General features: G+C 41.5%; 17 protein-coding genes. 11 read left to right on the plus strand and 6 right to left on the minus strand.

Annotated elements, in window-relative coordinates; all coding sequences use genetic code 11:
* Positions 1-305 precede the first annotated feature (305 nt).
* Positions 306-602 (minus strand): hypothetical protein, encoded by a 297-nt coding sequence (locus PD282_RS03540; RefSeq protein WP_274649005.1) that lies wholly within the window; start codon positions 600-602, stop codon positions 306-308.
* On the minus strand, positions 599-832 hold the full coding sequence (locus PD282_RS03545) for a helix-turn-helix transcriptional regulator (RefSeq protein ID WP_274649006.1): 234 nt from the start codon (positions 830-832) through the stop codon (positions 599-601). The genes PD282_RS03540 and PD282_RS03545 overlap by 4 nt, the downstream gene beginning before the upstream one ends.
* Positions 833-986: 154 nt before the next feature.
* Here PD282_RS03545 and PD282_RS03550 point away from each other — a divergent pair, with 154 nt between their 5' ends.
* Positions 987-1,856 carry a phosphorothioated DNA-binding restriction endonuclease gene (locus tag PD282_RS03550; RefSeq protein ID WP_274649007.1) on the plus strand — a complete coding sequence of 290 codons (870 nt, stop codon included), beginning with the start codon at positions 987-989 and terminating at the stop codon, positions 1,854-1,856.
* A 26-nt stretch (positions 1,857-1,882) separates the two neighbouring features.
* Positions 1,883-2,107 (plus strand): hypothetical protein, encoded by a 225-nt coding sequence (locus tag PD282_RS03555; RefSeq protein ID WP_274649008.1) that lies wholly within the window; start codon positions 1,883-1,885, stop codon positions 2,105-2,107.
* 81 nt (positions 2,108-2,188) lie between these two features.
* On the opposite strand, the gene PD282_RS03560 is transcribed toward PD282_RS03555, so the two are convergent.
* Complete coding sequence (locus PD282_RS03560) at positions 2,189-2,383, minus strand: CopG family ribbon-helix-helix protein (protein WP_274649009.1); 195 nt, start codon at positions 2,381-2,383, stop codon at positions 2,189-2,191.
* Between the two features lie 181 nt (positions 2,384-2,564).
* Here PD282_RS03560 and PD282_RS03565 point away from each other — a divergent pair, with 181 nt between their 5' ends.
* Both PD282_RS03565 and PD282_RS03570 read left to right on the plus strand, forming a co-directional pair.
* The gene (locus PD282_RS03565) at positions 2,565-2,882 is read left to right on the plus strand and encodes a hypothetical protein (RefSeq protein WP_274649011.1); all 318 of its coding nucleotides are present in this window, start codon (positions 2,565-2,567) and stop codon (positions 2,880-2,882) included.
* A gap of 14 nt (positions 2,883-2,896) precedes the next feature.
* Positions 2,897-3,343 (plus strand): hypothetical protein, encoded by a 447-nt coding sequence (locus PD282_RS03570; RefSeq protein ID WP_274649012.1) that lies wholly within the window; start codon positions 2,897-2,899, stop codon positions 3,341-3,343.
* 79 nt (positions 3,344-3,422) lie between these two features.
* Here PD282_RS03570 and PD282_RS03575 read toward each other — a convergent pair whose 3' ends face one another.
* Positions 3,423-3,893 (minus strand): winged helix-turn-helix domain-containing protein, encoded by a 471-nt coding sequence (locus PD282_RS03575; RefSeq protein WP_274649013.1) that lies wholly within the window; start codon positions 3,891-3,893, stop codon positions 3,423-3,425.
* A gap of 288 nt (positions 3,894-4,181) precedes the next feature.
* On the minus strand, positions 4,182-4,559 hold the full coding sequence (locus PD282_RS03580; RefSeq protein WP_274649014.1) for a hypothetical protein: 378 nt from the start codon (positions 4,557-4,559) through the stop codon (positions 4,182-4,184).
* Between the two features lie 832 nt (positions 4,560-5,391).
* Between PD282_RS03580 and PD282_RS03585 the strand changes: the two genes are divergently transcribed.
* The 5 genes from PD282_RS03585 (at position 5,392) to PD282_RS03605 (ending at position 11,881) form a co-directional block, all read left to right on the plus strand.
* A complete protein-coding gene (locus PD282_RS03585) occupies positions 5,392-6,444 on the plus strand; it encodes a DNA cytosine methyltransferase (RefSeq protein ID WP_274649015.1) in 1,053 nt (350 codons plus the stop codon).
* Positions 6,445-6,454: 10 nt separating this feature from the next.
* Entirely contained in the window at positions 6,455-8,401 is a 1,947-nt protein-coding gene (locus tag PD282_RS03590; RefSeq protein ID WP_274649016.1) for a hypothetical protein, read from the plus strand.
* Positions 8,391-9,254, plus strand: a complete 864-nt coding sequence (locus tag PD282_RS03595) for a hypothetical protein (protein WP_274649017.1) — start codon at positions 8,391-8,393, stop codon at positions 9,252-9,254. The genes PD282_RS03590 and PD282_RS03595 overlap by 11 nt, the downstream gene beginning before the upstream one ends.
* A gap of 14 nt (positions 9,255-9,268) precedes the next feature.
* The gene (locus PD282_RS03600) at positions 9,269-10,006 is read left to right on the plus strand and encodes a DUF6339 family protein (RefSeq protein WP_274649018.1); all 738 of its coding nucleotides are present in this window, start codon (positions 9,269-9,271) and stop codon (positions 10,004-10,006) included.
* 168 nt (positions 10,007-10,174) lie between these two features.
* The gene (locus PD282_RS03605) at positions 10,175-11,881 is read left to right on the plus strand and encodes a DNA cytosine methyltransferase (protein WP_274649019.1); all 1,707 of its coding nucleotides are present in this window, start codon (positions 10,175-10,177) and stop codon (positions 11,879-11,881) included.
* A 51-nt stretch (positions 11,882-11,932) separates the two neighbouring features.
* Here the strand turns inward: PD282_RS03605 and PD282_RS03610 are convergent, their stop codons facing one another.
* The gene (locus tag PD282_RS03610) at positions 11,933-12,649 is read right to left on the minus strand and encodes an IS30 family transposase (protein WP_274649020.1); all 717 of its coding nucleotides are present in this window, start codon (positions 12,647-12,649) and stop codon (positions 11,933-11,935) included.
* Between the two features lie 61 nt (positions 12,650-12,710).
* Here PD282_RS03610 and istA point away from each other — a divergent pair, with 61 nt between their 5' ends.
* The gene (istA, locus tag PD282_RS03615) at positions 12,711-13,913 is read left to right on the plus strand and encodes an IS21 family transposase (RefSeq protein WP_274654975.1); all 1,203 of its coding nucleotides are present in this window, start codon (positions 12,711-12,713) and stop codon (positions 13,911-13,913) included.
* Positions 13,910-14,695 carry an IS21-like element helper ATPase IstB gene (gene istB / locus PD282_RS03620; protein WP_274648771.1) on the plus strand — a complete coding sequence of 262 codons (786 nt, stop codon included), beginning with the start codon at positions 13,910-13,912 and terminating at the stop codon, positions 14,693-14,695. Before istA ends, istB begins: the two co-directional genes overlap by 4 nt.
* Positions 14,696-14,722 lie beyond the last annotated feature (27 nt).

Raw genomic sequence — 14,722 nt, forward strand, 5'->3', positions numbered from 1 at the left:
GATTCCCAGACCGTCTGGAGGGAATAAAAGTAAAGGGTGAAGACTAAAAGGTATAACTTAATAATAGATACTTCAATAAATCTTGTCAAGATAGAGGGGGAATAGTAATCCATGTCTGACTTAAGCAGCGATGATTTGTGAAGAGCCTAATGTTGAAAAAGCTGGAAAAGCTGGAAAAGCTGGAAAAGCAAAATAGATCCTACTACTCCATTGTTCATGTTCGTATTGCAGGAAGAAGACGAGCGAATTGGGGCTGCCAAAGTCTGAGTTGGTAAGGCTGGAAAGACTGGACGAAGAGTTAGCAACTAGTAGTTTTTTCGAATTCTGCTCAATGTAACGAAGGAAGCAACATTAGAACCGATTAATATTACAGCAACGAGTAATTTATATACTTGAAACGAGAACTGAAACAATAGATCAGCTAGGATCAAGAGGCTTATCAGCATCGATACATACGCGAAAGATTGCCTTGAAGACAATCCCTTAATGATATCGGCTCGTTCGTCATCACCCTCTTCCTTAAGAAACTTCCGCTCATAGTAAAAATTATAACAAACAACGACAAGGGCGATAAGCCATACAGCAAATTCCAACCAATTCATTCTGAGTCCTCCTCTTCATATTCTTCAAATTGGAACACTTCAGTAATCTCAACATTAAACAATTTGGCAATCTTGAATGCCAGGATTAAAGATGGGTTGTATTTGTTCGCCTCGATTGAGGCAATCGTTTGTCTGCTTACACCTAGACGGTCAGCTACTTCCTGCTGTGACCACTTTTTTGCTGCCCTTAAGAGGTATACGTTGTTTTGAAGCTCGCCATTAATCTCCATTTTTTCCCTCCCTAAGGCCATTGTAATAAATTCCATGCAGTTTGTAAAGTATCTTTAACATAATGTAATTTATTTTATGCATGCCTTCTTGTGTTGCTGAATTGAAGGGGGTATCATGAAATTGTACTTCTATTTTTAGGAAGAGGTTAAAACAATGGAAGCGTCCGAATTAAAAGAAAAATTATCTAACCTTTCTATATGGAAAAAGAACGGGCAGCGGGCCCCGCATAAGCCTTTGTTAATTCTTCTGGGGTTGGTCCAACTGCAGCAAAACAATACGATTTTGCCATATGAACTTGTCCGGGATAAATTAAAAAGGCTGCTTATTGAGTTTGGGCCGCCCAGGAAATCATATCACCCTGAGCAGCCTTTTGTTCGGCTAACAACTGATGGGATTTGGAGATTAACTAATTCCATTGATAAAAGGCACTTTTCGGATAAACAGCTTTTAGACGGACAAGTAGAGGGAGGGTTTAGCGGAGAGGTGCTTTCACTCCTTCAGAACAATGAATTACTAATCCATGAAATAGCTGAACTGCTATTGAATGAACATTTCCCAGAAACCATCCATCAGGACATTCTTGATGAAATCGGACTTGATTTTTCTGCACAAAAAAAGCGGAAGCGTGACCCGGGTTTTAGAGATAGGATATTAAAAGCTTATGAATACAGCTGCGCGGTTTGCGGCTTCAATGTCAGACTGGGGCATAATTTGGTAGCCATTGACGCGGCACACATACAGTGGCATCAAGCCGGCGGACCGGATACGGAGGAAAATGGAATAGCGCTATGCTCTTTGCATCACAAATTGTTTGATCGTGGTGTATTTACGATAACTGGGGAGCGGGATTTACTTGTGACTGAACAAGCTTACGGAACACAAGGCTTCGAGGAGTGGCTTATGCGTTTTCACGGCAAAAAAGTACGTTCTCCAATAAACCCAATATATACAACGAAAGAAAGTTTTATCAGCTGGCATGTAAGGGAGGTATTTAGGGGGCCGGCCAGATACCGCATTGTATAATTTGAATATCCGGAGTGCAACCTTGCATGTTTTTTGAAGGAAGGGAGATTTACTCCATGACTGATTTAAACAGAGATGATCTCATGAAGATCTTCAAGAAAGTAAAAGCTTCCGTTCGGCAAAAAGCAAAAGAAGCGGGAGCACCATTATATTATATGCACAATGGTCAATATGTTAGGGAAGAGCCGAGTGGGGAAAGAATTGTGCTGGATAGAGATTACAGTATAATGGACCCCTTCTACAAAAAGTAGTGGTTTGAAGAAGATAAAAAATTGGTTCTGAAGTAGCTAAATTAAGGTGCCCAGGAGAGGCACCTTTTTTCATACAACCGCTTAGCCATTTGTAGAATCAATAAACTTTACATTTTTGAGCGCATATTCCAATGCCATATTTATAATTTCGTTTCGAGAACGATTACTCTTGCGGGCTAGCTCATCCAGCTGCTCCTGCAGGACTTTTTCAATACGAATTGACATCGTTACAGTCTTGTCTTCTCTAGGGGTTATGATGAACTCGTCATTGCTCATGTAAATCACCTCACGTATCAGTATAGAAAGAAAGTGAGGGGTTAAAACATAACACAATTAGTAATATATATTGATTACAAATTGTATTTAATTTATAATACAAATACATGCACATATTATTTAGTTGCACACATCACGGAGTAAAATGTATGGTTTATGGGCAATGTGGGAGGAATAATTGATGAAAGAAAATAAGATCGATGTTTTAATACTGATTGATGAAGAAGAGAACCTTACAGCATTTAGACTTTTTAAGGTGTATACGGACAGTAAAGGACGCTTAATGATGTCATTAATAAAAGACAATGTTTACTACCCATTTAAAGTAGTGCAAACAGACGAGGGGTTCACAGAACTCTTTAGCGACACCAATATGAGATATCGGGTTTCTGGGATTTCCTATAAGGTGCCAAATCAAAATAAAAATAAGATTGATTTTAGGTACGTTATTGCTGACTCTTTTGAGCAATCCTTAAACCTGAGTCAGTATATTTCATAAAGGGGGGTAGCATTTTGGAGATTATTGTCGGGGGGATCCCGGGAAAAGCCTTATTCTACAAGGATTACGGGGATGATCAGTTTGAAGTTAAATTACAAGTTGATAACGGAAAAATATTAGACCCCATATATTGCTATGGGCTTAATATGGAAAAGAAGCAGTTCGAGGTTGAACGATACTTTGAAAGCCTTCTGCCGTATGTTATTGACGCTAAGATCAAGGTAATATTGATAGAGAACCTGCTAAACGATGCCAAATTTGAATTGCTCGCATATGACGAGGAACTAGGTAAGGCATCATCCAAAGAACTCGAAAAAACATGGGAGCCGCGTGATCCGGCTAAATGGTGGACGATGTTATACCCTACGCGGCAGGAAATTTTACAGGGCAACAAGATTGAAACAATAAGAAATATGAAAAGATATGAGCAGATGCTGGAAGAGTTGCTAAGGAACAAATAGTCAGCCACATCGTAATCCGATGCGGCTGAAATTATGAATTTGAATTGTTTAGTGGGGGACAAGCACCTGCTAATGCTCTTTAACTAGTTTGATTATATTTCATGTTGAGTTTGTCTTCTGCTCGAATAATTCGGACAGAGAGAGCGTCTAGTTTGTCCTGTATATTGTGCATTTGTCTGGCAAGTGCTTTGTTACGCTCTTCAGCTTTTTCTAACGCATGGGTCACATTAGAGATTAATATCATAAGTTCGTTAGTCACTAAATTGAAAGTATCAGTCAATTTCACAATAGCCTCGTGTTGATTATTAGCTGCTTCCCTCCTTGTCTTTGAGATTATTTCTAGCAACTTTTCGTCTGTGTGATACTTCTTGTAATACATTTCCAACATGTCAACTGCAGAAAGGTCTGTCTCGGTGTATTTGCATCTGCTTCCTTTCTTTTCAGGCTGGATCCAGCCCATATCAATTGCCAGCTGAATCCGTCTGTGAACGGTCGAATCAGACAAACGCAGTTTCCTTGCAATATCTGCTACACTGAACTCTTGTTTCACATTATCATCTCCTATTTTGATAATAGTCCCGTTTTTTAAATGGAACAGGAAAAACCATCGAAAAAAAAGAGTAGAAAACTCCAATGCGAAGTTTTCTACTCGGGCTCTCGTATGAGAGATTTATTTAATTAATCGGGAATTTAGACATAGTACACCCCATAACTTGGGGCAATTTAACAATAGAATGGCCCTTGCCGCTTGGCCAGAGCAAAGAGATGGTAAATACAAGGTATAAATTTATTATAAACACCATCTTATCAGTGTCAAGTGATGTACATTTTTTCATTATTAAGAGATGGCAGCAGTATTTGACGGCCTTGTAACTTTTGAAAATTCCAACCCACCCAAGACTGGATGGGTTCCAAGCGTTAAGCCGTAGACATGTTGGAAGGCGGGATATGAGGCTGCTTTATCAGAATATTTTAGCAAAAGAAAAATGAATTCAATGACGTTTACATCACAGTGAACTTGCTCGGTAAGGAAGATAAATCCATTCAATTGAGGGAGACGAGGGAAGGCAAGGTAGAGCATGTGTTTGGGGATTTGGTTGGTGAGAATCATGGTGAGTAACGCAGTGAGAATCGTGGTGAGTGTCTCACTGCAATTCTCATCGCAATTCTCACTGTAATTCCCACTAAATTTATTTTGGAAAAACCCTTGATACATAAGGGTTTTTCTGATTTTCAAAACAGTGAGAAAATTATATGCCTTGGAAGCGCGAATAAATTGTTACCAAATCAAGAGGGAGAATTAAAAATTTAGATACCGTTTTTCTTTTTAAGAATGGTGAATATCAGGAGTCCTTTTTCACAGTACATTTTATATAGGGTCACCTAGAGGTCACTTTAAGACACCCAGAGGTCACTTTAAGTTACCCAGAGGTGACCTTATCTTTTGACTAATTGGAGCCCCAAACGGTACAAGATTAGGCAATATCCGCGTCTCTTAGGATTTTATACGATTCTGCTCACTAGAATAACGATTTAGAGTGACTTAATCTCACCCAAAGGTCACTTTAAGTCACCCAGAGGTGACCCTATCAAGAAAGCTAATTGAAGGCCTTTTGGAATCTATATTTCTTGGAAGATGAAAAAGTTATCCCATATTGAACGGTTAAGCCGTTCCTTTCTTGAACTTAAGAATGAGCTGGGATGAATTCCAACCTATCTTAGGCTTCACCTTTATGGCAGTTCAAACAGTTGGCAATATCGGAACAAATTCTTTTCTTACGCTAAGTTTCTTCACTGGTCCGAGCGTTTAACTGAGGAAGTCTATTATTAATATGAGACTTGTATTCGTGATAACCACGAGAAGACGGTATGACGAGAGTTTATTACCTGTACAGGCTTCATCATCACTTCGAAGTGTAAGGGGCAAAGGTAGGGACCTCTTCAGTACTGTTGGGGGCTTGCTGTATGGAAGGAAGCAGTCACTTTTCGTCGAATAATATTTAAGGAAAGTTATTATTAGATATTCTATGTTTACGGAGTTGGAAAAATTGATACAGGATAATAAGAAGAATACATATTCAGTAGGAAGTTTATTTGCAGGTATTGGTGGTTTTTGCAGAGCTTTTAAAAATGAGGGCTTTAATGTCATCTGGGCAAATGAGTTAGACTCTTATGCTGCTCAAACATATAGGCATAATTATCCTGAAACGAGGCTTTATGAAAAGTCCATTGAAGACTTATCTGTTATAAGTGATAGTTTGGAACCTGTTGATGTTCTTACCGCTGGATTCCCCTGCCAATCATTTTCTCTTGCAGGGAATAAACTAGGGTTTGAAGACCCGAGGGGAAGACTCTTTTTTGAAATAATAAGATTACTGAAAGAGTTTGGGCGAAATAGACCTAAGATAATCGTACTTGAAAATGTAAAGAATTTAATATATCACAATAATAAGCTAACTATTAATATAATCGAAGAAGAAATCAAGAGGGCAGGTTATTGGTTTCGAGTACCATTAGACAATAAGGGGAACTTGATTGCAGATAAAAGCAATGCGGTAGTACTAAATACTAAGGAACACACGGATATACCGCAAAATCGAGAAAGACTCTATATGGTTGCCTTTTCTCGGGATTATTTTAAGGTTAATAACTTTAGGTTCCCAGAGATTGATCATGATTTAAAAGACGTGAGAGAGTTTCTAGATTTGGACTCTGCAGCGGATCAAGACTTCTATTTTGATATAAACTCCAAATACGGTAAGATGTTTGCAGATAAAATGGCAGAAGGAAAGAAAGACTCTGTGTATTTATTGAGAAGGGCATATGTCAGAGAAAATAAAAGCGATTGTACTTTCACGCTCACAGCGAATATGGGGGAAGGCGGACATAATGTTCCTGTCATACAAGATGACTGGGGTATAAGAAAACTGACGCCTAGAGAATGCGCTCGCTTACAGGGTTTTAAAGATAACCAGTTTTCATTTCCAGAAGGGATGCCAAGGGCGAAACAATATAAGCAAATCGGAAACGCTGTAACGGTTGACCTTGTGCAAAATCTAGCAGAACAATGCCGAAAATCTCTAAATAGTTTAGAAAAGTAAGGAGACCACCATGATAAGCTGGAGCTTCCCATCAAATAATTATGGCCAAGTAACTGGGCTAAACGATGCAGGAATTGAAACATTTCGGGGTAATCCTTTGGATTCCTTAGCAAGAGAAATTAATCAAAACTCTTGCGACGCTAAGGATACAAGGAATAACGGACCAGTCGAGGTTCATTTTAAATTAATAGATGTACCAACGGAGTTTTTCCCAGGAAAAGATAGTTTTATAAATATACTTCATTCGTGTAAGAAGTATTGGCACGACAATGTTAAGACGAAGCAATTTTTTGATAATGCTCTATCAATAATGGAATTAGAAACAATCCCATTTCTGAAGATTAGTGATTACAATACAACAGGATTAACAGGTGCTAACGAAGGACAAAGAGGAGGATGGCACAATCTCATTAAATCCGTAGGTTCTTCAGATAAAGATTCACACTCAGGTGGTTCCTTCGGTATAGGCAAGCATGCACCATTCGCATGCTCCGACTTAAGAACTGTTTTCTACGGGACAAAAGAAGTCGACAGTGGAATAGCTGCCTTCCAAGGAGTGGCTAAGTTAGTAACGCACCTAAGTGAACAAGAGGAGCCGACGCAGGGTACGGGGTACTTCGGAGTGGTTGAGAAAAACAGACCCATTTTGAATACTGCAGACGTCAATGAAATTTTTAAAAGGTCGGATGTAGGGACTGATATATTTATTGCTGGCTTCAATGAAAAGAGTGGATGGGAAGAAAAAATTATTAAATCTGTTCTTGAAAACTTCTTTATTGCTATATCTAATGATAAATTAATCGTCAAGGTCGGCGAAATAACTATAAACGCTCATACATTATCGGGTTTATTGGATAAATATACGAAAGACGATCCGGAATGTCTTTCGTATCAATATTACGAAGCATATACTCTCTCCAATCGATATCACTTCAAAGAAAACAACTTCTCAGGGTTGGGTGAAATAGATTTATTTGTTCTTCCCGGAAAGGATCTTCCTAAGCGGGTTGCTATGGTTAGAGGGACTGGAATGAAAATATATGATAAGGGGAGTTTCCGAACCCCCTTTAAGTTTGCAGGTGTAATGATAGCAAAAGGTGAGGGCATTAACGATTTTTTAAGAAAAATCGAGCCGCCTACACATAGCGCTTGGGAGCCAGATCGACACGAGAATCCCGAAGAAGCTAAAGGAATTATCAGAAAATTATACGGTTGGATAAATGAAAAGGTGCGCTCCATAACAGTAGTTAATGATGAAGAAGAATTGGATGTAGAAGGATTAAGTCAATACTTAGCGGACAAAGATGACCCTTCTTTGGAAGTCCCAGGCCAGCAGGAGATTGTGCAAAACGGTACTGAAGGGGAAAAGGCGGCTCCCAAAGATATCGAGATTGAAATTACCCATAGAAAAATGAAACAAACAGCAATAGTTGGAATAAATGAGCTTGGTGAAGCCTATCAGGAAACTGCAGCCGCTGCTGAAGATCAGGAAGGAAAAAAAGGTAGTGGAAATGGTTCCGACGAAGGCAGTAACAAAGGTGAATCAGGTGAGGAAGATAATAAAAAACAAAATACAAGCGGGAATACTGATAGGTCAGGAAGCCCCGAGGATAAGGAATCGAATGAGGGTACTAATTCGATTGCACCAAGTAAAAACGCGAAATTAGTACGGTCTAGAATTTTTTGTATTGATCCTATTGCTGCGCTATACAAAGTATCTTTACAAACAGATATAGAGGGGTCCGGATATATCGGAATTAAGGTTATAGGTGAAGTAGGTGGGGAGCCGGCTCCTGTAAAATCAGTAATCGTACAGCAAACTGGGGAAAGTGTGCCTATTGGGAAAAATGGAAAAATTGGACCGATACCCTTATTTCTAGATAAAAAATCTGATTTAATAGTTACTCTTGAAGGTTCGCTTCGCTGTGCTCTGGAGGTGGCGATTCATGCAAATTAACTATCGCCAATACCCACACCCAGTATTATCTTATTTTGCGGATGATGTTATCGATAGTGATTTTCAAGCATCACTTAAAAGCAGCAAAACCCAAAATACTTATATTTTTGAGGCGCAATGTGTTACTAGCAGTGATGGAATCAACCAACTAATTGAAGAGAAAAAAGCCTGCTTCGCATTTCATTTTGAATGCTCAACAACACGATATCGAAAACTGTTTAAGTCTTTTGACTCTGATTTTTCCTTTCAGCTGTCTGCCGATTCACTTGAAGGAAAAGTGCAGATCTGTTCTTTTATATTAGCTGCAGAAAATGTAGAGCAATATTCATTACCCGAATTTCACCCCGATTATGAAGGGCATACTTTTTATATAAAAAAAGGTGATGTTTTAGCAGTTGACGCTGAAAGAACGTTCTTCGCGGAGAAAGAGTATGATCCTTTAAAAAGGGTGCCATCCATTTTTTCTGTTCAGCCTAACCGCGGCGAGAATGCCCCGCCATTCGACATGGATTCTTCCGGCCACAAAATTATTATTAAGCTATCTGCAGACAATTTTGAATATTATAAAACTATTTCTTTAAATCAAAATTTACAACCTTTATTATCTTCGTTAATAATTATGCCTGCGTTAGTATCTATATTGGAAATAATTAAAAACTCGGTAGATCAGGAAGTTGAGCTTGAGGAATGCCGGTGGTATAGGGTGATTAGAAGCAGGCTTAAAGAGTTAGGAATTGAAACTGAAAATAAAAGCACTTTCTCTGACTCAACCGTTGCTGTCGCTCAAAAGCTTATCGGAGAACCGCTTAATACTTCACTTTTAGCACTTATTAACTTTGAAGACGAAGACTGAGGTGTGTGTGGTTTATGGAAATACAGTATATAAGTGATAGTTGTCTAGAAGAATTAAAAATAAATATTCAAAGCAATCTTGAAAAATATAAAGCGGAAGAGCTCTGGATTGATCAATATTTTGGAACGAACCCATGGAAGTTCCCCTCCAAAATTAGGGTAGAGAATGTGGATTTACAAATGCCCCTGAGCAGTACGATCCATTTTGATTATGAAAACACAAAAAAAATATACACAGCCTTAAAAGAACTTACAATTTTACAAGCTACAGATGAAAGATTATGGGTTTACTTAACTCACACTATCTTTTGGAAATATATGAGGAAAAGGTGGCCGGTAGAGTCGTATCTAGATAAAGATAAACCGGAAGAGGCTATAAAAGAACGTTATTTCTTTATGGCCAATCGAGATAGAGCACTAATTAGAAACGGTATTGCTCGTTTATGGTGGTACGGCTATGTTTCTTATGATGAGAATAGGGAAGATCCCTTTGAACTGACGAAAGTCCTCCTATCTAAATTGGATATTGCGCAGAGTCTTCTTGAACGGAGCTTCTCGAGGAATCCAGATATAACTAAATCAGTTCTTTCAGTACTAAAGCAGAAAGAGCTGGAGTCTTCATTTATTGATAGAGAGAATTTTAGAAGTTTGATGATGTACATTAATCAGCTTGGTGGTGTTACAATCTTAGATACCTTGGATCCAGAAGATTTAGAGGAACTTGTTAGAGAGAAAATCGAAACTTTGATGTAATGATAGTCCTGCCCAACAAACATGGGTAGGATTATTATTTTTGTATAGCATGTTCCTTCGAAATGTTGTATTCTAATAATTTACGAGATGCCACTTGAAAAATAATCTATGAAATGTTAAGCTGCTTATATATAGAACGGGCGTTCGTGATAAAAGGTGGGGAGTACAATGGAAAGTAAAAAGCTGTTAGCGGTCGATTTGTTTTCCGGGGCTGGTGGGTTAAGTTTAGGTTTTTTACAAACAGGTCAAGTGAAAATTGTGGCCGCGGTGGAAAACAATGAGTCCGCCCAGAAAACATATATAAGGAATCATAATAGTTATAATCATGAGAATGTTGGAAGAGATATTGGGTATCACAAGGATATCAGAAAAGTTAACTTTCAAAAGATAAAAGATGATTGGCAGAAGATAGATCTCGTTTTTGGTGGGCCACCTTGTCAAGGATTTTCAAATGCAAACCGACAGAAGTCAGAGCTTATTTCAACTAATAACCAATTAGTTAAGGAATATGTCAGAGCTATAAAAGAATTGGAACCGGATGCTTTTGTAATGGAAAACGTCAAGGCTATGAAATCAGACAAGCATAAGTTTTTCTACTCATCCAAGGATCAGAAAGAGATTGTGGAGGAATTAGGAATAGAACTAATCCCAGACAAAGTTATTTTAGGAAAACAGAATAATTTATCTGATGATCTTGTTTCTTTTCTAAGAAACTGCATTCAAAACAACATTGATTTATCTCCATTTATAATTACTGATAAGAATTTGTTTTCTAAGATAAGTCATATAAGTAGAAAAGAGAAAGAGGCTAATATATATATTGCAAAAGCTCAAAATGCCCTACAGAAAACATTGTTGAAATGGAAGGAGCAGCATAACAGTTATTGGAGCACTGCTTATGAAGAACTGTGGCTAAAGCTTGGGGTTTTATTATCGAGTAAAGAGCTTACTGATTCATCCCGAAACGATTTATTTCAAATTTTAAATGAAATCATTGAAGTTCAAAAAGTTCTTCTGAAGATGAATGAAATTCAATCCAATAACATTGAAATAGTCGATATTTTACTCGATCATAAGCATGTTTGTGTTGGTGTGCAGACGTATGGTGTAATGAAATACTTACTCTCTAAATTTAAGAGCATTGGTTATGTAATAAATGAGGATCATATCATAAATGCTGCTCACTTTGGTGCGCCGCAGCTCCGAGAGCGTCTTGTTCTTATCGGTGTAAAATCAGAGTTCGTAAGAGATAATTCCGTAGCCCTTCCGGTTCCGATTATCAAGGATCCAGAACAGTTTTATAAAGTACAGGATGCTATTGGAGATCTTGAGGAAATTGAACCATTTACAGCAATGGAAGCCGATCAGCCAATTAATGTGCCACTTCTTAAAAGCTGTAACCCGCTTCTTCAGTATTTACGTGGAACTACTAGTACAACTCAAAATCATGTGATGACGGAGACGACTGATACGGCCTTGGAAAGATTTAAAGTATTAGCGCCGGGTCAGAATTTCCACGATCTAGACGAATCCTACAAACAAACATATTCTGATCCTGGTAGAACTCAAAATACTGTATATTTGAGGCTTGATTATCAAGCTCCTTCTGGGACTGTTTTGAACGTTCGAAAGTCAATGTGGATACATCCGCGTAAAAATCGAGCAATAAGTATTAGGGAAGCAGCGCGGCTTCAAACTTTCCCAGATGATTTTATTTTTGAAGGTTCTAAAGATTCGCAATATCAGCAGATTGGAAATGCTGTCCCTCCACTTTTGGGCAGGGCAGTTGCTGAACAGGTGCTAAAGTACCTGGGAGTAGATGTCCAAGATACATTGAAAAATTTAATATCGCCACAAGAAACAGCTATCGTTTAAGTTTAGAGTCTCTGCTCATTGAGTAGGAGGCTCTTTTATTTTGACGGATTGTCAAACCAAGTGCGACAGTTCGTCCATGAAAGATTCGTAAGCAGACATCCAGCCAAGGCATTTACGAGGGCGATGGTTGATGAGGCGGATGGCCGCTGCCAGTTCCTCGTCCGAAACCGTCGCTAGATCATGACCCTTGGGAAAAAACTCCCGGAGGAGGCCATTTCCGTTTTCGTTAGAACCTCGCTGCCAGGAGGAAAACGGATCTGCAAAATAAACTTTCGTGCCGTGAACGTGCTCTAGCGCGGCATAACAAGCAAATTCTTTGCCGCGATCGGTTGTCGCCGTCTGAAAGGTCCCTTGCGGGTATTGACTGGCGACTACACCGAAGGCAACTTCCATGGAATGCGCGGTGCGATCGGGCATCTTTACGGCGAAGTAGAAGCGTGTTTTGCGCTCCATGAAAGTAGCGGCACAAGCCTTGCTATTCCCTCGACTGGACACAACGGTATCGAGTTCCCAATGCCCGAAGGTCGTACGTTTACGCACTTCTTTGGGGCGCTGACTGATCGGAGTGCCGATGAGGAAGCGACCCCGTGTTTCCATGGGTTTACGCCGCTTGCCTTTATGCCGCAGAACGGTCTCTACAACCGACAGAAGGCCGTCATAGATCCACCTGTAGATGGTCTTAAAGCAGACGAAGGGTTTCCCTTTGTGAGAATCGGTAGTAAAATCCCCAATATCATCGCTTGAAAATTCCCCACCCACCGCCGACATACTCTCCGGAGGGAGAGAGTCGAGATTGGTCAAGAACGGGGAGTTTTACAAGATGAAGGATATGAGGGAAAGAGGCATGAGCATCACACAAATCGCAGATGAACTGGGGAAGGATCGCAAGACGATTCGGAAGTGGCTGCAGGCAGGCGAGCCGGGGGGCTACCCAAAACGTAAGCCGACAGCGGGGAAATTGGACCCCTACAAAGATTACATAAAGCGCCGTATGGCGGAAGGCTGCCTGAATGCCATGGTCATCCTGGACGAAATTCGGGCGAAAGGCTATACCGGCGGCAGTACCATGCTTCGTCTCTTCATGCAGCCCCTGAGGCCGGCCGTCCTGTCGAAAGCGACCGAGCGGTTCGAAACGCAGCCCGGTGAGCAGGCGCAGGTGGACTGGGGCGAATTCAAAATTGAGCAAGACGGCCGGCTGAAAAGGCTGTATGCCTTCATCATGGTGCTGGGCTACTCGCGGGCGTTGTATGTGGAGTTTACGGAGGACAGTCGGCTGGACACGCTCATGGGTTGTCATTCGAGAGCGTTCGAGTTCTTCGGCGGCGTGACCCGAACCTGTCTGTACGACAATATGAAGACCGTCGTCACCGGGCAGGACGAAAGCGGCGAAACCATCTGGAATGAGCAGTTCGCCCGGTTTGCCGGGCATTACGGCTTCACGCTGCGCCGTTGCAAACCGTACCGGGCACGCACCAAAGGGAAAGTGGAAAACGGCGTCGGCTATGTACGCAAGAACTTCTGGCCGCGCATAAGCACCTTCACCGGACTGCAGGATCTCAATACACAGGCGCGTCACTGGATGGATGCCATCGCCAACCGGCGGCTGCACGGTACAACCTTCCGAGTGCCTTGGGAGATGTGGAAAGAAGAGACGCTCAGCCCGGTCACCGAGGTCCGCTTCGCCTACGCCGAGCGGCATCAGCGCAAGGTTTCGAGCGACTGCTACGTCTCATTCGAAGCGAATCGGTATACCGTACCGTTTCAGTACGTCGGCTCTGTGGTGGAAATCGAGGATGAGAAAAACGGCACGCTTCGTTTCTACTGCGGCGGAGAACTCGTCGCCGAGCATCCGAAATCCATGGGGCGGCATCAAATCGTCAGCAATAAAAAACACTTCGAGGGCATTCGCAGTACATCGAGTCGTCCGGTTGGAGAGCCCACGCCTCGTTATGTCCCACAAGCAGCACCAGAAGTGTTGGAACGCTCGCTTTCGGTCTACGAATCGCTCATGGAAGAGGCGGTGTTCCAATGATTCTGCAAGAGAGATTGGAGGCGGCGATCCGCCACTTTGGGTGGGTCCGCATACCGGAAATCATCCATCAGCACGCCGAAGAAGCGTCTAAAGCGAATATACCGTATCTGGAGTTTTTGGACAAGCTTCTGGCCGAAGAATTACTATTCAAGCATGACCGGTTCATTCAAACGCGAACGCGCCTTGCCCACCTGCCGTTTCGTAAGACGCTGGACCAGTTCGACTTTGCCTTCCAGCCGTCTGTTGACGAGCGCCGAATCCGGGATCTGTCTACACTCCGCTTTGTGGAGCACCAGGAGAATCTCATCTTCCTTGGTCCCCCGGGTGTGGGAAAGACACACTTGGCTGTGGCACTTGGGCTCGAGGCGATCAAGCGGCGGTACACCGTCTATTTCATTACGGCGCATGACCTGGTACAGACGCTGCAATCTGCTCATTTGACGAACACGATTAAGCAGAAGATCAAGATGTTCATCAAGCCCGACCTGCTCATCGTCGATGAGATTGGGTACCGCAAGATGGACGAAACAGCAGCTCACTTCTTCTTCCAGATTGTCTCGGAGCGATATGAGCGCGGCTCGATCCTGCTTACATCTAACAAAACATTCGGTGCCTGGGGCGACATCTTCGGTGATTCCGTGCTGGCTACGGCGATCCTCGATCGCCTCCTCCACCACTCCAGTACCGTCAACATTAAGGGCGAAAGCTACCGCATCAGGGAGAAGAAAAAGGCCGGCTTCTTCCGTCCTGAACCGTCAGGAGACGCAGAAGCCGACCGATGAATTTGGGGAATTTTCGAGTGATTGTTT

Source organism: Paenibacillus humicola, from assembly GCF_028826105.1.
GTDB classification, from domain to species: Bacteria; Bacillota; Bacilli; order Paenibacillales; family Paenibacillaceae; genus Paenibacillus_Z; species Paenibacillus_Z humicola.